This is a genomic window from Mesorhizobium sp. RCC_202, assembly GCF_041355295.1.
GTDB lineage: Bacteria > Pseudomonadota > Alphaproteobacteria > Rhizobiales > Rhizobiaceae > Mesorhizobium.
The window spans coordinates 21,543-38,559 of sequence record NZ_JBFUPO010000002.1 but is presented as its reverse complement, the minus strand read 5'-3'; the positions used below and the strand labels follow the sequence as shown (position 1 = coordinate 38,559).

At 59.7% G+C, this 17,017-nt stretch carries 13 protein-coding genes and 3 pseudogenes; 10 read left to right on the top strand and 6 right to left on the bottom strand.

What is annotated here, in order from left to right:
* Positions 1 to 23 precede the first annotated feature (23 nt).
* The gene (locus tag AB6802_RS04380) at positions 24 to 731 is read right to left on the bottom strand and encodes a Crp/Fnr family transcriptional regulator (RefSeq protein WP_371008816.1); all 708 of its coding nucleotides are present in this window, start codon (positions 729 to 731) and stop codon (positions 24 to 26) included.
* 237 nt (positions 732 to 968) lie between these two features.
* Here AB6802_RS04380 and AB6802_RS04375 point away from each other — a divergent pair, with 237 nt between their 5' ends.
* Positions 969 to 1,160 (top strand): hypothetical protein, encoded by a 192-nt coding sequence (locus tag AB6802_RS04375; protein WP_371008815.1) that lies wholly within the window; start codon positions 969 to 971, stop codon positions 1,158 to 1,160.
* A 235-nt stretch (positions 1,161 to 1,395) separates the two neighbouring features.
* Here AB6802_RS04375 and AB6802_RS04370 read toward each other — a convergent pair.
* The 3 genes and pseudogenes from AB6802_RS04370 to AB6802_RS04360 all read right to left on the bottom strand — a co-directional run.
* Positions 1,396 to 1,703: pseudogene (locus AB6802_RS04370) on the bottom strand (Hsp20/alpha crystallin family protein); the annotation flags it as partial.
* Positions 1,704 to 1,778: 75 nt separating this feature from the next.
* Positions 1,779 to 2,249, bottom strand: a complete 471-nt coding sequence (locus AB6802_RS04365; RefSeq protein ID WP_371008814.1) for an Hsp20 family protein — start codon at positions 2,247 to 2,249, stop codon at positions 1,779 to 1,781.
* Between the two features lie 262 nt (positions 2,250 to 2,511).
* Complete coding sequence (locus AB6802_RS04360; protein WP_371008813.1) at positions 2,512 to 2,871, bottom strand: hypothetical protein; 360 nt, start codon at positions 2,869 to 2,871, stop codon at positions 2,512 to 2,514.
* A gap of 246 nt (positions 2,872 to 3,117) precedes the next feature.
* Here AB6802_RS04360 and AB6802_RS04355 point away from each other — a divergent pair, with 246 nt between their 5' ends.
* The 3 genes from AB6802_RS04355 (at position 3,118) to AB6802_RS04345 (ending at position 7,987) form a co-directional block, all read left to right on the top strand.
* The gene (locus AB6802_RS04355) at positions 3,118 to 4,512 is read left to right on the top strand and encodes a Do family serine endopeptidase (protein ID WP_371008812.1); all 1,395 of its coding nucleotides are present in this window, start codon (positions 3,118 to 3,120) and stop codon (positions 4,510 to 4,512) included.
* Positions 4,513 to 4,526: 14 nt separating this feature from the next.
* Positions 4,527 to 5,639: a glycosyltransferase family 4 protein gene (locus AB6802_RS04350; protein ID WP_371009308.1), complete on the top strand. Its 1,113-nt coding sequence runs from the start codon at positions 4,527 to 4,529 to the stop codon at positions 5,637 to 5,639.
* Positions 5,640 to 5,818: 179 nt separating this feature from the next.
* Positions 5,819 to 7,987, top strand: coding sequence for a glycogen debranching N-terminal domain-containing protein (locus AB6802_RS04345; protein WP_371008811.1), 2,169 nt, complete (start codon positions 5,819 to 5,821; stop codon positions 7,985 to 7,987).
* A 34-nt stretch (positions 7,988 to 8,021) separates the two neighbouring features.
* Here AB6802_RS04345 and AB6802_RS04340 read toward each other — a convergent pair.
* Positions 8,022 to 8,717 (bottom strand): annotated as a pseudogene (locus AB6802_RS04340) (MFS transporter); the annotation flags it as partial.
* A gap of 143 nt (positions 8,718 to 8,860) precedes the next feature.
* On the opposite strand from AB6802_RS04340, the pseudogene AB6802_RS04335 reads away from it, so the two are divergent.
* From AB6802_RS04335 to AB6802_RS04310, 6 genes and pseudogenes are all read left to right on the top strand, one after another.
* Positions 8,861 to 9,088, top strand: a pseudogene (locus tag AB6802_RS04335) (LysR family transcriptional regulator); the annotation flags it as partial.
* 873 nt (positions 9,089 to 9,961) lie between these two features.
* On the top strand, positions 9,962 to 10,888 hold the full coding sequence (locus AB6802_RS04330) for an ArsR/SmtB family transcription factor (protein ID WP_371009307.1): 927 nt from the start codon (positions 9,962 to 9,964) through the stop codon (positions 10,886 to 10,888).
* A gap of 104 nt (positions 10,889 to 10,992) precedes the next feature.
* Positions 10,993 to 12,498, top strand: a complete 1,506-nt coding sequence (locus AB6802_RS04325) for an alpha-N-arabinofuranosidase (protein ID WP_371008810.1) — start codon at positions 10,993 to 10,995, stop codon at positions 12,496 to 12,498.
* Between the two features lie 114 nt (positions 12,499 to 12,612).
* On the top strand, positions 12,613 to 13,887 hold the full coding sequence (locus tag AB6802_RS04320; RefSeq protein WP_371008809.1) for an extracellular solute-binding protein: 1,275 nt from the start codon (positions 12,613 to 12,615) through the stop codon (positions 13,885 to 13,887).
* A gap of 59 nt (positions 13,888 to 13,946) precedes the next feature.
* Positions 13,947 to 14,831, top strand: a complete 885-nt coding sequence (locus tag AB6802_RS04315) for a carbohydrate ABC transporter permease (protein ID WP_371008808.1) — start codon at positions 13,947 to 13,949, stop codon at positions 14,829 to 14,831.
* A 5-nt stretch (positions 14,832 to 14,836) separates the two neighbouring features.
* Positions 14,837 to 15,670, top strand: a complete 834-nt coding sequence (locus tag AB6802_RS04310; protein WP_371008807.1) for a carbohydrate ABC transporter permease — start codon at positions 14,837 to 14,839, stop codon at positions 15,668 to 15,670.
* A gap of 38 nt (positions 15,671 to 15,708) precedes the next feature.
* On the opposite strand, the gene AB6802_RS04305 is transcribed toward AB6802_RS04310, so the two are convergent.
* Positions 15,709 to 16,794 carry an ABC transporter ATP-binding protein gene (locus tag AB6802_RS04305; protein WP_371008806.1) on the bottom strand — a complete coding sequence of 362 codons (1,086 nt, stop codon included), beginning with the start codon at positions 16,792 to 16,794 and terminating at the stop codon, positions 15,709 to 15,711.
* Between the last annotated feature and the right edge of the window lie 223 nt (positions 16,795 to 17,017).

Genomic DNA, 17,017 nt, shown 5'->3' with positions numbered 1-17,017 from the left:
TCATCGCGGGCGAGTGCGAACGGTTATTTTCCGAAGGCGCCAATCAGCCGTCGATATTGGGCCTCGGGCGGTCCGTACGCCCCGTTTGCCAGCTTAACCAACCCCGCTCGGTCACGAATGAGCACTTGCCCGCGCATGGAGCCGATCAGGCCTTGCCCCTCCAACTCCTGGAGTGCAACCGTCACGCCTGGCCGTCTTACGCCTAGCATTACTGCCAGAAATTCATGGGTGATGAACAGCCGCTCACCTATCGCCCGGTCGTCACACATCAGCAGCCACCGTGCCAAGCGTTCATTTGTTTTGGAGCGTGCGTTGACCAGTGCGGTGTGCATGGTTTGAACATGCAAAGCGTGGACGTAGCGCAGCAGGAACGACTTTAGAGTTTCGCTTTGCCGCAAGGCGTTGGTGAACATGTCAGCTTCGACCCTATACGCGTTGCTCGTCATCTGTATGAAGCAATCGTGACTGGCACGGTCGTCACCCATCAAGAGGGCCGATCCTGTCATCCCTTCGAGGCCGATCATGCCGACCTCCGCGTCGACAGCAGGCGCTTTGTACCCGACCACCGAGGCGAGACCGCTGTTCAGGAAGTAGACGTATTTGATCGGCTGGCCAGCCTTCTCTAATGAGGAGTGAAGTTCTAGGAAAACTTCTTCCAGGTGAGGCTTAAGCGATTCAAAGTCGTCAGATGACAGTTGCTTAAGCAGCAAATTCGCAGGTCGTTGGTTCATGTGGCGCTCGCAGGCACGGCGAGAGCGCTCTTTCTCCCAGCCGTTCACGCCGGTACGATTGAGTGAACGGTGGGTTAATCTACAAACCTGGCACAAAGCTGTCCGGCTAGGTACGAAACCGACAATCTACTTGCCAGCGACATCCCAACCGTACGGATTCGTACAATAAGTTAACTTGAAGCGTGGGCTTCGGGGGGCAAGATTTGGCGTTCGGCCTTGCTTTGCAGGGAGGTTGCGATGGATGACGTGCAGATGCTTGGCAAGGTCCAACCGTGCGTAGAAGTCGTTGAAGCATGCGGCGAATGGTTTGTCCGCGTGGTCGATGGGCAAAAAAAGACCACTCTTGCATTTGAGATTGAAGCGTTCGCCCTAGCCTTTGCGGAAGGCCAACGGATGCGCCTGGGTCTGGATACGTTCGTGCGGCTCTAACACAAGCCTAAGCATGGTCAGCTTGGATAACGTGCGGCTGTTAGTTTGAGCCGCCAAGCGTGAAAAGCATTGATAGCCCGAAAAATAGGCGCTAGGGGCGTGGCGTTCCGAGGTTGGGATCACCATCGCACTTGTTCGGCCGGCCGAGCTCTGCGTGGCCAGCCCTTCATTCCGGAAGTCCTCCCTCTCGGTGTTCTACAGCGTGGAAAATAGCCTCATAAACGCTGTCGATCTCACGCTTTTCACCGCGCAGGGTAAGCACGTCCTCGTCGAGCAGGACTTCGATGTCCTTCTCTTCCATACCGGGAACCTCGGCGATGACGCGAAGCTCATTGTCCGACTCCGAAATCTCCACCTTCGGCCAGCCATTGTCGAAAGACGAGAGCTGCCCCATAGAAGGCAAACGCGTCTGGAAGCTCCTCAACACATCGTCAAAGAGCCTATTTACCTCACGTGAAGCGAAACAAAGGGATCACCACCGCCATAGATGTTGGGGGCCTGATTGTTGTTGCGGCCCCACGGGATAAGGTCACGCATGTTCATCTTCATTCACTTCCATGTTCAAGAGCGCGGCACCGGACGAGCGCCGGTGCCTGTCGCTTCCGGTTCACTCTGACTTCAGGCGGCGTTCTTCTCAGCTTCGATCTGCCGTGGCTTCGCCTGGGCCGTGCTGCCGGCGATGGCGATCCGGCGCGGTTTCATCTCTTCGGGAAGCTCGCGCTTGAGATTGATGTTCAGCAACCCGTTTTCCAGGCTGGCGCCGACGACCTTCACATGGTCTGCCAGTTCGAACTGCCGCTCGAAGGCGCGCCCGGGAACGCCGCGATAAAGATACTGGCCGTTGTCCTCACCCGATTGCGAGCCGCTCACGAGCAGCAAGTTCGGTTGATGGGTGATGGTCAGTTGATCCTGCGAGAAACCGGCTACCGTCATTGTGATGCGATAGTCGTCCTCACCGATCTTGGCGATGTTGTAGGGCGGCCAATTGTCTATCGCGGTGACACGGCTCGCATTTTCGAGCAGATCGAAAATGCGATCGAAGCCGATGCTGGACCGGAACAAGGGGGTAAAATCGAGGTTTGTCTTCATAGCCACATCCTCCTTTGAGCAACATGGATACAAAAGGACGCCAAGAAAGCCTTGACGCCTCCTGACTTAGCACCGGCCCCATCAGGCGGCCGGCGCTTGTCGATTTAGAATGGCGGGTTGCGCGTTCAAGAGGCGCTTAGGAAAATTTTCAGGCAAGATCCGGGCGTATAGGGGAACACGGCGGTAAGAACGCGCTGGTTCTGCTGGCGAAAATTCGCCAGCAGAAAGCCCCCCCCTCGGATTCCGGAAGGCGGCGCTTGGGTTAAAGTCGATCTACCAGTGCTGTGAATCCGGCAGCCGCGATGTCGATCTCGTGACTGCGACCGGCGGCGGGAAGCTTCTCGCATTGATCCAATTGGCGCAACGCGTCCATGATGGCATCAAAGCTGACCGGTTCGGTGACCCCGGGCGGCATGCGCAGTGCCGGCATCGATTCCACTGCACAGGCATCCGATGCCCATGACGAGAGGATTGCACGCTTCTCCAGAGCCTCGAGCGTCATGTCGTCCAGCACGTCCTGAGGCCGCTTGAAATGCCGTGCCGGATGCAGCAAGCGGTCAAGAAAAACATCAGGGGCTTCGGGCCCGACTGGGCCAAAACTCGTCGAAATGGCTCTTTCCATTGGTGGTCTCTCCGCTTTCAATAGTCTCCTCTGTTGACGTCATCTTGGTGGCTCTCGTGATTTCCACCGGCTGAAATTTTGGAGAGTTTCGACCAAATTTCAATGGCGCCAACAAGGCCGCATCCTCTCGGTTCAGCCTAACATCAACATTTTTTCGAACCGGTGAAACAATCGGCGTGAATGTCAGTTCTGGCGTCTGAACAAGGCGCGCAGCAGCGCCAGGGTAGTCGGGCAGGAGAGCCAATCATGTCTTACATTTCCAGGAAGCGGCTGTGCATTGGCCTCCTCGCAGGAGTTTTGACGCTCTCGGCTGGCGGCTTTGCTCCGGTTTCAGCACAAGAAATCCCAAACGACTTCAGCGCCATCGTGCGTCAGAAACTGCCGGCGGTGGTCGCCATCACGACCAGGCAGATCATCCAGGACCAAACGACGCTCGACGATTTTCTGAACCCCTTCGACGGCCGCGGGCCTGTCCAGCCGCAGGTGCGGGAAGCGCTTGGCTCCGGCTTCGTCATCAGTCCCGAGGGCTATATCGTCACCAACAATCATGTCGTGGCCGACTCCACCGAAATACACGTCGTCTTCTCCGACAAGGAAACTTCGCCCGCGCGACTGGTGGGCCGCGATCCAGCAACCGACATCGCGGTGCTGAAGGTCGATCCACGGCCCAACATGACCATCGCGGTCTGGGGTGATTCCGACGCAATGCAGCCGGGTGCCTGGACGATCGCTATCGGCAGTCCCTTCGGGCTCGGGGGAACCGTTACCGTCGGTGTTCTTTCGGCCCGCTCGCGCGACATCCAGGCCGGCCCTTATGACGATTTCCTCCAGACAGACGCCTCCATCAACAGAGGCAATTCCGGCGGTCCCCTATTTAACGCACGCGGCGAAGTGATCGGCGTCAACACCGCCATCGTCTCGCCGTCGGGCGGCAGCATAGGCATCGGCTTCGCCGTGCCGTCACGAACGGCACGGAGCGTCGCCGATCAACTGATCCGCACCGGCCGGATCGAGCGCGGTTTCATCGGTGTGCGTCTCCAGGAGGTGACTCCGTCGCTTGCCGAGGCACTTGGAATGTCTGGCACCAAGGGAGCGCTGGTCGCCTCGGTCGAGCCCGGCAGTCCAGCGGAGAAGGCCGGCTTACGATCGGGCGACGTAATCACTCGGTTCAACGGCAAGGACATCCAGGGTGTCCATGACTTGACGCTGGCTGCGGCGAACGAAAAGCCTGGGTCGATAGCGACGTTGACAAGGAACCGCGGCAGCTCCCAGCAGGAGATGGAACTGACCGTCGGTCAACGCAAGGACGAGGAGGTGCAGACCGGTGCTGTTCCGAATCCGGAAGCGGCGGATCAAGGTCTCGGGCTGTCGCTCAGCCCAATTCCGGAAGAAGCGCGCCAGCAGCTCGGTCTCCAGCCGGGTACCACCGGCGTGTTTGTCCAGGAGGTCGCGCCGAACAGTCTTGCGGCTGAAAGCGGTCTCAAGCCCGGCGATGTGATCGTCTCGGCGAACAACCAGAATGTTACTCACCCTTCGGATGTCCGACAGGAGTGGGCGAAATCCCGGCAGCAGAACAAGCCGATCCTGTTCCGCATCGAACGGCAGGGACAATCGCTTTTCGTGGCCGTCTCAAACTCTTGAGCGAATATGTGCAGATGAAGATAGCCCAGATCGCACCTCTGATGGAGTCGGTGCCGCCGAGGCTTTATGGCGGGACCGAGCGTATCGTTTCCTATTTGACCGAAGAGCTGGTTCGACAGGGCCACGATGTGACGTTGTTCGCCAGCGGCGATTCAAGCACTTCGGCCGAACTTGTGGCGTGTTGCGATACTGCACTGCGCCTGAACCCGAACGCCCATAATCACATCCCGTACCATGTCATGATGCTGGAACAGGTTCGCCGACGGGCGGATAAATTCGACGTGCTACATTTTCACGTCGATGTCCTGCACTTTCCGATAATCCGTGATTTCGCGCAGCGAACCGTTACCACCCTTCATGGTCGGCTCGACCTTCCGGACCTGGCGCAGCTTTACGCGATATTCGACGACGTTCCGCTGGTCTCGATTTCCAATGATCAGCGGCGGCCGATGCCGCCGGTCAATTGGCTCGGAACCGTCTACCATGGCTTGCCGCCCGACGTTCTCCCCTTCCAGCCCAAGGCCTCGGGTTATCTGGCGTTCCTTGGCCGCATCTCGCCGGAAAAAGGGCCTGAAGTCGCGATGGAAATCGCTGCGCGCGCCGGAATGCCACTGAAGATCGCGGCCAAAATCGACGCGGTGGACCAATCATTTTGGACTGAGAAAGTCGAACCCCAGTTGGTTCGAAATTCGAAGGTCGAGTTCATTGGCGAGATAGATGAGCGGAAGAAGGCGGAGTTTCTCGGCAATGCGGCGGCGCTGCTCTTTCCTATAGACTGGCCGGAACCATTCGGCCTCGTAACGATCGAGGCGATGGCTTGCGGCACCCCGGTGATAGCCTTCAACCGCGGCGCCGTTCCAGAGGTCATCGATGATGGTGTGTCCGGACTGATCGTGGAAACCGTTGATGAAGCCGTAGAGGCTCTACGGCGGATAGACGGTCTCGATCGCGCCCGAGTGCGAAAAGCTTTTGAAAAGCGATTCACAGTCGGGCGCATGTGCAGCGAATATTTGGCAATCTACCGCTCGCTGGCGCGCGACCAACGATTCTCACTCGGCTCGCGAAATGGCTTCGCGGCAAAAGCAGATGTGGTAACCAGCCCTGTTTCAGGAGTGTTGGCTGTCTAGAGCCGCGAGGTTCTCGCCGGCTTCGGTCGGCCTCCAACAGCGAAACTTCGCCGAAAATCCGCCAAGGATTCGAAGGACGCTCTCCGCAACCGAGCATCACGGCATTGATGCGAGACACCGTTGATAGGGGCTGGGCGCAGCCATATGCCAGCATCGGCCGCCCGAATAGGAGGGTTGAGATGAGCATCGAAGTCGAAGAACGCAAGCTTAATCCAGCCGTTGCTCTTCCCGCACTCGATGAATCGGCACCGCGCGAGCCGCATAGGCAATTTGCGCTGAAGCACGAGGACTGCTTCGTCGTTGCGGACAGTTATGGCGATATACGCGGCACTGGCGACGGGCTTTTCCGCGATGATACGCGTGTGCTGTCGCGCTTCCGGCTGTTCGTCGGCGACCACATGCCCTCGCTGCTCGGCGCCTCGCTGTCGCAGGACAACATCCTATTCACAGCCAATCTCACAAATCTGTCCACCATTGGGTCCGACGGTAGTGAAGCGCTGCCGGGCGTCGTGCACATCGAGCGGACCAGGTTCATCTGGCAAGACCGAATGTTCGAGCGAGTCACTTTCACGAATTACTCTGCCCGTGAGGTGTTGCTGCCGGTCCGCTTCGATTTCGATGCCGATTTCCGTGACATGTTCGAGGTGCGCGGCACCACGCGCAGCCGGCGCGGCCGCGCACATGACGCCCTAGTCGGCGAGTCAGGCGTGACGTTTTGCTACGAGGGCCTCGATAATGTGGCGCGCCGATCGGTTATCGCCTTTTCGATGAGGCCCGACCAGATACATCCTCATCACGCCGAGTTCCTCATTCTGGTGGGAAGGCGCGACAGAAAGGCGCTGTATCTGGAAGTAGGTCAGAACGAAGAAGTCCCGTCCAGTGATCGCTTCCGCGCCGCTGCGGCGCGAGCGCGATTTGCAATGCGCTCGAAGCGTCGACAGGGCGCCACTGTCTTCAGCTCGGGCCGCGTGTTCAACGACTGGCTCACGCGCACACGGGCCGATATTGCCCTGCTGACCACCGATCTGGAGACCGGGCCATATCCGTACGCCGGCATTCCCTGGTTTTCGACCGCCTTTGGCCGCGATGGCGTCATTTCCGCCTTGCAGATGCTGTGGCTCAACCCTGAGCTTGCCCGCGGAGTGCTGGCGTTCCTTGCCCGCTATCAATCGACGGAAACTTCGGTATTCGACGATGCCGAGCCAGGCAAGATCATGCATGAGACGCGCAAGGGGGAAATGGCTGTGCTGCGCGAGCTGCCTTTCGGCCGCTACTACGGCGGCGTCGACACCACGCCGCTCTATGTCTATCTCGCTTGCTCCTACGCCGACCGCACTGGCGATCAGGAATTCGTCGATCGCATGTGGGATTCGCTATGCGCTGCAATCGGGTGGATGGAGGAGGTCGGCGCCCGCAACGGAGAGGGTTTCGTGACTTACAGCAGGGCGGCAGACACCGGGCTCTTCAACCAGGGCTGGAAGGACAGCGCCGATGCGATCTTCCATGCCGATGGCACAATACCGAAGGGGCCAATCGCGCTGGTCGAGGTGCAAGGCTACGTCTTCGCAGCCTATAGAGGCATGGCTGCGTTGGCAGCCAAGCGCGGCGACGTCGCCAAGGCGGCGCACTGGAGCGCCGTGGCGGAAAAGATCCGCAGCGGCGTGGAGACCCGGTTCTGGATGCCGGAGCGAAACTTCTATGCGTTAGCAATCGATGGGGAAGGCAAGCAATGCGCGGTGCGCGCCTCCAACGCGGGTCACCTGCTTTACGTTGGACTGCCATCGGCGGAACGGGCGCAGTCAATTGCCGAACAGTTGCTGTCGGCGCATCTCCACAGCGGTTGGGGCGTTCGCACCTTGGCCGACGATGAACTTCCGTTCAATCCAATGTCTTATCATAACGGTTCGATCTGGCCGCATGACACGGCAATCTGCGCCGCCGGGCTAGCCCGCTATCAGGAGCGCACCAGCGTGGTGAAGCTTATGAGCAGCATGTTTGAGGCGGCGGTCCGGTTCAACATGCGGCTTCCGGAGCTGTTCTGCGGCTTTACGCGCGCTACCGGCGACGCGCCGATAGCCTACCCTGTAGCCTGTCTGCCGCAGGCCTGGTCGGCCGGTTCGGCCTTCATGATGCTGCAGGCCTGTCTTGGGATCCGCGTCGACGGTTGGAAGTGCGAGATCAACGTCGAACGCCCGCGGTTGCCGATCGGCATCGACAACATTGTCATCCGGCATTTAGCCGTTGGGGAGGCGAAGGTCGATCTCAATTTCCAGCGCGTCGGCGACCGGGTCGTCTGCTATCTCGGCGAACGGCACGAGGGCCTGGTGCCGCTGGCCGTTCGCTCTTAGCAATCGCAGCCGGAGTGCCTGCCATCTGCTTCGAGAGCGCAAACTGGCCCATGAACAGCATCATGGTCGACGCCATGCCGATGGCGACAGGAAGACGGCCGAGCAGCGCCATCGGATTGCCTGCACGGTTCCTGCGGCGCGGGGGCAGCGCCGGCAGGCTGAGCCACTGCCAGACCAGCGCCAGGACGCCAAGCGGCACGACGAGGAAGAAAGCGCCGCGCCAGCCGACATAGGCGCCAAGAAAACTGCCCAGCGGGGCGGCGATGGTGGCCGCAATGGCATTGCCAGCGTTTAGCGTGGCGAGACCCTTCGGAACCATGTCTTGCTGCACGAGGCGCATGACGATCGGGGCCGACATCGACCAGAACCCGCCGATCGCGATGCCGAGCAGCGCCCGGCCACCCATGAGGAATCCGTAGTTTGGCGCGAAGGTGACAGCCAGCCCGGACACGATGAGGAGAAGGGTGAAGCCGGTCACGACCAATCGGCGGTCGATCCGGCGCGTGACGCTGGCGACCAGCAGCCTGGTGACGACGGCGAAAGCGCCCGAAATCGAAATCGCCTGTCCCGCGCGGCCTTCGGTGATGCCGAGATCGGCCGCTAGCGGCGACAGCAGGCTGACCGGCATGAATTCCGACGCGATGAGCACGAAAACACACAGCGCCATCGACAACACCGCGCCCCATGCGGCGCGGTCTTCGACAAGCCTTGTGTCGTACGTCGTTTCCATAATTGACATCCTTACAAGGCGACTGGGCGGATCACTCCCGTCGCCATGCCAGAAGATATTGCAGAGGAACCCATTTAATTAGACCAAGTAATTCGCATGGACTTATCTGCTCATGATATAAATGCCCGACGTGAGGTAGCCCTATGCAGCGCCATGGCATGAAGGATCTGCTATGGTTCGTGGCGGTCGCCCGGGAGCGCAGCTTCACCAAGGCGGCGGCCAAGCTCGGCACCTCGCAGTCGACCCTGAGTTCGACAATCAAGGAGCTTGAAGCACGTCTTGGCGTCCGCCTGCTGACCCGTACGACGCGGAGCGTCTCACCGACCGAGGCCGGCGAGCCACTTTTCCAATCTCTCGTTCCCCGCTTCGAGGATTGAGGCGCTGCGCCATCGCATCTGACCTGTGCCTATGGATCATGAAGCTGATACTGGCAAATGGTAGGTTCTGACTCCTAGCCCTTTGACAATGCGCCCCATTGTCGGTCGTTCAGGTCATCTTGGCGCCTTCCTGGAACCAGAATCGTCTTCGGCCACGTGCATAAAGCGAGCATTGCATGAGTGGGTCGGCTGCGGAATGTCAGCTTACTCGACCCCTCGGCCTCACTACCAGGGCGTTTCTGGCGACCTGCGGCTAGATCGGCGATATCTCAAAGCATGCAATCAGTTGCGTTCATCGTCCTTAGGTTCGCCAGACCATACGAGAGAATACGAAGGAAACGGCTTGGCGAACCATCCGCTAACGTATTGATTTTGTGTATAAAACGCTGACCCTCCGGGCCCACCATTGTCGTTTTTTATCAATAGCTTAGCCCCTATTTCTTCCTTCGGTTAGCCACGTGGAGGTGGCGAATCTCCGCGCATCACTTTGATTTTGGTGGGCTGCTAAGGGCAAGGCGTCAAAGGATGACATATCGAGTGCGCGCGGCGCAGCGAGCCAACGGATCCGCGCTCAATGATCCCTGTCGGCAAGACGAGCCGTTCTGGGGCGCGCATTTCACCTTTCAAACGGCGGATGAGAAGGTCCGCGACGCTTTGCCAAGTGGATAGGCATGCTGGCGGCCAGGCATTTCCCGGCACCGGTCAAGGCAGGCGACTCCGCCGCCGTGGTGGCCGTGCTGGTCAACTCCTGAATGACGAAGTCGCTACGAAGGATATGCCAGCTGGGCTGTTCAATTCATAACGCCACCGTCTTTATTTGTATCTGATCTGCTGATACATAACCCCGTGTGACGAGTGCAGGCCCATATGTCGAATGAAATCATGGTCGTCGATCCGCTTGAGCGGCTTGACTTGTTGAAGAGCCTCGCGAGCGAGGTCCGGGTCCGGATTCTCGATCTGCTGCACCGCAAGGGGCCTAAAAACGTCAATCAAGTGGCCGAAGAACTGGGTCTTCCGCAATCGACAATTTCCGCAAACATCCAGGTTCTTGTCGATGTCGGATTGATCGAGACGAAATCACAGAAGGCGCGCAAGGGAAGCCAGAAGGTCTGCTATTCGACCTTCTCCGAGTTGGTTGTCGTCTTTAAGGACCGCACCCCGGCGCAGGATCTCGGTGTCATAGAAGTGGCGATGCCGCTTGGACTCTATACAAGATGCGAGGTTTCCGCTCCCTGCGGACTGTGTTCAAAAGACGGCGTCATCGGACTTCTCGATGTACCCGACACCTTCCTCGATCCCGACCGTATGCGGGCCGGGCTGCTGTGGTTCACCCGCGGCTTCGTCGAATATCAGTTTCCCAACAATGCGACGCTTGCCAATGCCAAAGTCGGCGGGTTGGAACTGGCGATGGAGCTTTCGTCCGAGGTGCCGGGCACATCGAAGGATTGGCCATCGGACATCACGGTGGCGATCAACGGGCACGAGATCGATACATGGACGGCGCCGGCCGACTATGGCGACAAGCGCGGCAAACATACGCCCGGCTGGTGGAAGCTAGCCGGATCGCAGTATGGCGACCTCGTACACTGGCGCGTCACGAGTAACGGCACCTATCGCGGCGATGACAAGGTTTCCAAATGCTCGCTGGCCGATCTGGAACTCGAGCGGCACCGCTCGATCCGGGTACGAATCGGCGTGAAGGAAGATGCACGTCACCCCGGCGGCATAAACATCTTCGGCAGCGGCTTCGGCAATTATAGCAACGACATCGTTCTGCGCCTGCTGAAGGCTTGAGGGCATACTGAACCCTTGACGGGCGGATGAACTCCGCCCTTAACTGACCCACGACCCGGATATAGACCGGAAAGTCGGATTGATAGTCCGCAGTGGGAGGGATCATGAAAGCCAGAGTCACAGCGAACGCGGCCTATGCCATCGCGGATATCGACAAACGTCTTTACGGCTCGTTTCTCGAGCATCTTGGCCGGGCGGTTTATACGGGCATCTACGAGCCCGGACATCCGCAAGCGGATGCAGAGGGAATGCGCAAGGACGTGATCGAGTTGGTGCGTGCGCTCGACACGCCGATCTGCCGTTACCCGGGTGGCAACTTCGTGTCCGCCTACAATTGGGAAGACGGCATAGGCCCAAAGGAGAACCGCCCGCGGCGGCTCGATCTTGCGTGGCGCACCACGGAGCCGAACCTGGTTGGAATTCACGAATTCGCCGACTGGGCCGAAAAAGCCGGCACCGAGATGATGCTTGCGGTCAATCTCGGTTCCCGCGGCCTCGACGAGGCGAGGGCATTCGTTGAATACGTCAATCACCCGGGCGGCAGCTACTGGTCCGACCTCAGGGCCAAGAACGGACGAACGCAACCCTGGAACTGCCGCCTCTGGTGCCTCGGCAATGAAATGGACGGTCCCTGGCAGGTCGGCCACAAGTCGGCGAGCGAATACGGCCATCTCGCCAACGAGACCGCCAAGGCGCTGCGTGGCCTCGACCCGACGGTGGAACTGGTCGTCTGTGGCTCGTCGCATTCCAATATGCCGACCTATCCGCAGTGGGAAGCAACCGTGTTGGAAGCGACCTACGAGCAGGTCGACTACATCTCTCTCCACATGTATTTCGAGAATTACGAGAAGAATACGGCCGAATATCTCGCTCTTCCGGCCAAGCTTGACCGCTACATTGGCACGGTCGCGGGCATCATCGACTACGTGAAGGCCAAGACCCGCTCGAAGCGGGACGTGAAGATCTCCTTCGACGAGTGGAACGTCTGGTACCATCAGCGCAAGCGGGACGCCGAGCGCATGCGCGGCTGGGACTGGCCGGAAGCGCCCAGGCTTCTGGAAGACATCTACAATTTCGAGGACGTGCTGCAGGTCGGCTGCATCATCAACACCTTCATCCGCCGGTCGGATATTGTTCGCATCGCTTGCATTGCGCAGCTGGTGAACGTTATCGCGCCGATCATGACCGATCCCGGCGGCAGCGCCTGGCGGCAGACGATCTACTGGCCTTTCATGCTGGCCTCCAGGCACGGCCGCGGCACCGCGCTGCAGCTCGCGGTCGAGGTGCCTACCTATGACGCGGCCGCGGCCGACAAGGTGCCGTGGCTCGACATCGCAGGCGTGCACAATTCGAACGCCGGCACGCTCACCTTCTTCGCAATCAACCGGCATGGATCCGAGACGATAGAGGCCGACGTCGCTCTCGAGCGGTTTGCCGCCAAGTCGATCGAGCATACGATCATCCGTCATGACGATCTCGAGGCCTGCAACACGAAGGACGCGCCGGACAACGTATCACCGGTCAAAGGCAACGGGGCAGCGCTCAGCAGCAAGGGGATGACGCTGAACTTGCCGCCGCACTCCTACTCGATGGTGCGTGTGACACTCTGAATCAATATCCGACTATCCGATATATACCGTAAAATCCGTTGCGGGCGGTTTGGTTTGGTGTAGCATTGAAACGTTCAAGGCGGATCTAACCGCCGTACTCGGGAGGAAGCTGAGATGAACTTTCGCAGGATGATGGCCATAGCGGTGGTTGCGGCCGCAGGATTCTGGGCCGTCGCGGCCCAGGCCGAAGAAACCGTCATATGGTGGGATTTCCTCGGCGGCGGTGACGGTGTGCGTATGAAGCAGATGATCACCGACTTCAACGCCGCCCACGTGGGCAAGATCAAGATCGACGCCACGACGCTGGAGTGGGGCACGCCCTTCTACACAAAGGTACAGACCTCGGCCGCGGTCGGTGAGGCGGCAGACGTCATGACCTATCACGCCAGCCGCATCCCCCTGGCGGTGAGCCAGGACATTCTCGAAGAAATCACCGCCGACGACATGAGCAAGATGGGCCTCTCGGCCTCGGACTTCGCCAAGACGACGATGGACGCCGTGACGGTCGACGGCAAGCAATACGCAGTGCCGCTCGATACTCATCCAATCGTCCTGTACTACAATCGCGACCTTCTGAAGAAGGCAGGCGTGCTCGGCGACGACGGCCGTCCCGTGGGCATGGGCAACAAGGAGCAATTCACCGCGACACTGCAGAAGTTGAAGGACGCCGGCATCGAGTTCCCGTTGGGCAGCGTCACCGCCGATGGCAACTTCATGTACCGCACCATCTATTCGCTGGTGTGCCAGCAAGGCGGCGAGCTTCTGACGGGAAACGAATTCCTCGCCGGCGACAACGCTAAGAAGCTGGCGAACGCCTTAGCGGTTCTGCAAGGGTGGACGAAGGCCGGGCTGCAGTCGACCTATACGGACTATCCCGCAACCGTCGCCCTGTTCACCTCGGGCAAGGCCGCAATGATGATCAACGGCGTCTGGGAAGTCCCCACGATGACCGACCTCGCCAAGCAAGGCAAGCTGTTCGACTGGGGCGCCGTCGAGATTCCGGTGATCTTCGACAAGCCATGCACCTATGCGGACAGCCATTCATTCGCAATCCCGAAGAACAAGGGCAAGGAGATCAGCCCGGAAAAGCGTGCCGCCGTTCTCGAGGTGATCTCATGGATTGACAAGCACTCGCTGTTCTGGGCCACGGCAGGCCACATCCCGGCATACAAGCCAGTCACCGAGACGGCCGAATACAAGGCAATGGAGCCCAATGCGACCTACTCGACGCTGACGGCCAACATGATCTTCGATCCAAAGTCACCCAAGGCTGGTGTCGCCGGGCCGATCTTCGACATCATGTCCAATTATTTCGTGCCGACCCTCAACGGCGAGATGGACCCGGGCGAGGCGGTGAAATCCATCAAGGAAGAGCTGAACAGCATGTAAGGACTCAAAGGCTGGGGCCGCCCTACCAGAACGGTCCCAGCCATATTTGAGGAAGAGCCATGCTTCGCAACTCCCGCACTGAACGTCTTGTCGCGCTGGTGCTGGTCGCTCCCTTCCTGGCGATCTACTTGCTGACGTTCGTCTATCCGACGGTCCAGATGTTCCGCATTTCCTTCACCGATGCCCCGCTGATCGGCGAGGGGCGGTGGGTTGGTCTCGACAACTACCTGCGGCTCGGCAACGACCCGATGTTCCGGCGCGCGGTTTGGAACACCGCTTACTTCGTGCTGATGACGGTCGTCCCCGGGACGCTCATCGCGCTGTTGATCGCGCTTGGCGTGTCGCGCCTCAAGGGCCGGTTCCAGGCGATCGTTCTGGCGCTGTTCTTCCTGCCGTACATCCTGCCGGTGTCCGTAGTCTATCTGATCTGGGACTGGACGCTGAATTTCCAGTTCGGGATCGCGATGCATGCGCTGGACTGGCTGGGAATACCGCGCGTGCCGGTCTTCAAGTCGCGCGTCTGGTTCTTGCCGGCTGTGGCCGGGGTGACGATCTGGTGGACCGCGGGCTTCTCGATCCTCCTCTTCCTCGCCGGACTGCGGTCCATACCAGCGGAGATCTACGAAGCGGCGGCGCTCGACAACTCGACGCGATGGACCACGTTCCGGCGTATCACCTGGCCGCTGCTATGGCCGATCACCTCGCTGGTGTTCACCATCCAACTGATCCTGCAGCTCAAGATCTTCGACCAGGTCTATCTGTTCTCGATCGGCGGCCGGCCGAACGACAACATGGTGCTCGTCTACTACGTCTTCCAGAAGGCCTTCCAGCAGAACCAAGGGGGCAGCGCGGCGGCTGTCGCCGTGACCCTTTTCGTACTTGTGGTCGTCGTCTCGGTCCTGCAATTCCAACTGCTCCGGTTCGCCGAAAGGCGGCGCAGGTGAACGGCATGGCTGCGCAACGCTGGAACTTTTGGGGCGGGATAATCACGGCACTGACGCTCGTCTGGGCCGTCCTATGGGCGTTCCCGCTCTATTGGGGTGTGATCTCATCGCTCAAACCTGACAGCGAGGTCGTCCGGCCTTACATCGAACTCTGGCCCGAGACGCCGACGCTGGAGAACTACATTAACGCCCTCACCACCACAGAGATCGGCGCCTGGTACGTCAATTCGGTGGCGGTCGCGGTCGGCGTAACGGTCATCACCATCTTCATCTCGATGCTGTGCGGCTACGCGATCTCGCAGTTGCGGTTTCCGGGGCGGATCGCGCTATGGTGGCTGATCCTTGCCTCCTTCATGGTGCCAATTTCGGCGCTGATCATCAATCATTTCGTGCTGGTCGCCAACCTTGGCCTGCTCAACAGCTGGGCCGGAATCATGTTGCCGCAGCTTATCCACCCCGTCATCATCATCGTGTACAAGCAGTTCTTCGATCAGGTCCCGAAGGACTTCCGCGAGGCCGCGGTCATGGACAATGCGTCTGAATTCGGGATCCTCTTCAAAATCTACATGCCGATGAACTGGGGGGTAACGACGGCGCTGTCGATCGTCTGCTTCATCTGGACGTGGAACGCGTTTTTGTGGCCGTTCCTCTCGGTGACCCGTACCGAGATGATGACGATCACCGTCGGCATCACGCAGGTCAATGACGCCTTCGGTGTCTACTACGCGCGCCAGTTGTCGGCAGCCGTACTGGCCGGCCTTCCGGTGGCACTGGCCTACCTTTTCTTCCAGCGCCGAGTAACCGAAGCGATAACGCTCTCGGCAGGTATCAAGGGCTAGAGCGCGTCGGCGTAGAACCGGATTCAGACCTGACAGGTTCAGACCCCGTCAGCGCTCGTGTGCCAGGTCGATCCGTCCGCGGCGAAGAGATGCAGGGCGGCGGTGTCGAACTTCAGCCGAACGGCGTCGCCCGGTTTGACGCTCGAAAGCCCGCGATCTTGGGCCGTCACCTGCGTCCCATCCGCGAGCCGCGCATAGACAAGCGTTCGCTCGCCAAGGCGCTCGATAACGATGGCCGTGGCGGATGTTTCACCGCCTACGGAGACGACTGTCAGCGATTCCGGCCGCACTCCGAGTTCGCGCCAATCCATGTTGACCGGCGCGCCGGGAAGTTCGACGAGCGATCCATCCGTCAAGCGCGCATTGAGCTTGTCGCCTGAGCCCGAAACCGTAACAGGCAGAATGTTCATCGCCGGAGACCCGACGAAGGTCGCGACAAATCGCGACGCCGGACGTGCATAGACCTCGACGGGTCTTCCCACCTGCTCTATCCGGCAATCGTTGAGGACCACAATACGGTCAGCGAGCGTCATCGCTTCCACCTGGTCGTGGGTGACGTAGATCATTGTCGACTTCAAACGCTGATGCAGTTCGGCAAGCTCGACGCGCGTACGGGCTCGAAGCGCCGCGTCTAGATTGGAAAGTGGCTCGTCGAACAGGAATGCCTTGGGCTCCTTGACGATCGCACGCCCGATGGCCACGCGCTGGCGCTGCCCGCCGGAGAGCTGCGACGGGCGACGATCGAGCAGCGCTTCGATCTCCAAGATACGCGCGGCCTCAACGATCCGTTGGCGTATGACATCCGGCGCGACCCGAATGTTCCTTAGCCCAAAGGCCATGTTCTCAGCGACTGTCATATGTGGGTAAAGCGCATAGTTCTGAAAGACCATCGCAACGTTGCGCCTGCCCGGCGCAAGGTTCTCCGAGCGCACCCCGTCGATCGTCAGCGTGCCCTCGTCAATGCTTTCGAGGCCGGCGATCATCCGAAGCAGCGTCGTCTTGCCAGAACCGGATGGACCGAGAAACACGACCAGCTCTCCTGGTTCAATGTCCAGGCTCACGTCGCGGATCACTTCGACAGCGCCAAAGTGCTTTGATACGCCCGACAGCGCGATTCCCGTCATGCTTGCTATCCTTCTTTCCTGCATAATTTCGGATAAATACCCGATGTCAAGGAACGTAGAGGCTACGGCACAATGAGCGGCCTCATCCCTGTTCCCTGGAACAGCTGCCAGCTACCCTGCCAAAAAGCCGACAATCTGCTGTCAGCCAATAGCCGCGGACAACTTCGCGCCCGCGAGGTTGCCATTCGCCAGTTGGGCCGCAGCCCGCGCGCCGCCCAGGCTC

Bases quoted from the DNA above. Each gene is read 5' to 3' on its own strand.
- AB6802_RS04380 (WP_371008816.1), bottom strand. From the start codon at position 731: ATGAACCAACGACCTGCGAATTTGCTGCTTAAGCAACTGTCATCTGAC.
- AB6802_RS04375 (WP_371008815.1), top strand. From the start codon at position 969: ATGGATGACGTGCAGATGCTTGGCAAGGTCCAACCGTGCGTAGAAGTC.
- AB6802_RS04365 (WP_371008814.1), bottom strand. From the start codon at position 2,249: ATGAAGACAAACCTCGATTTTACCCCCTTGTTCCGGTCCAGCATCGGC.
- AB6802_RS04360 (WP_371008813.1), bottom strand. From the start codon at position 2,871: ATGGAAAGAGCCATTTCGACGAGTTTTGGCCCAGTCGGGCCCGAAGCC.
- AB6802_RS04355 (WP_371008812.1), top strand. From the start codon at position 3,118: ATGTCTTACATTTCCAGGAAGCGGCTGTGCATTGGCCTCCTCGCAGGA.
- AB6802_RS04350 (WP_371009308.1), top strand. From the start codon at position 4,527: ATGAAGATAGCCCAGATCGCACCTCTGATGGAGTCGGTGCCGCCGAGG.
- AB6802_RS04345 (WP_371008811.1), top strand. From the start codon at position 5,819: ATGAGCATCGAAGTCGAAGAACGCAAGCTTAATCCAGCCGTTGCTCTT.
- AB6802_RS04330 (WP_371009307.1), top strand. From the start codon at position 9,962: ATGTCGAATGAAATCATGGTCGTCGATCCGCTTGAGCGGCTTGACTTG.
- AB6802_RS04325 (WP_371008810.1), top strand. From the start codon at position 10,993: ATGAAAGCCAGAGTCACAGCGAACGCGGCCTATGCCATCGCGGATATC.
- AB6802_RS04320 (WP_371008809.1), top strand. From the start codon at position 12,613: ATGAACTTTCGCAGGATGATGGCCATAGCGGTGGTTGCGGCCGCAGGA.
- AB6802_RS04315 (WP_371008808.1), top strand. From the start codon at position 13,947: ATGCTTCGCAACTCCCGCACTGAACGTCTTGTCGCGCTGGTGCTGGTC.
- AB6802_RS04310 (WP_371008807.1), top strand. From the start codon at position 14,837: ATGGCTGCGCAACGCTGGAACTTTTGGGGCGGGATAATCACGGCACTG.
- AB6802_RS04305 (WP_371008806.1), bottom strand. From the start codon at position 16,794: ATGACGGGAATCGCGCTGTCGGGCGTATCAAAGCACTTTGGCGCTGTC.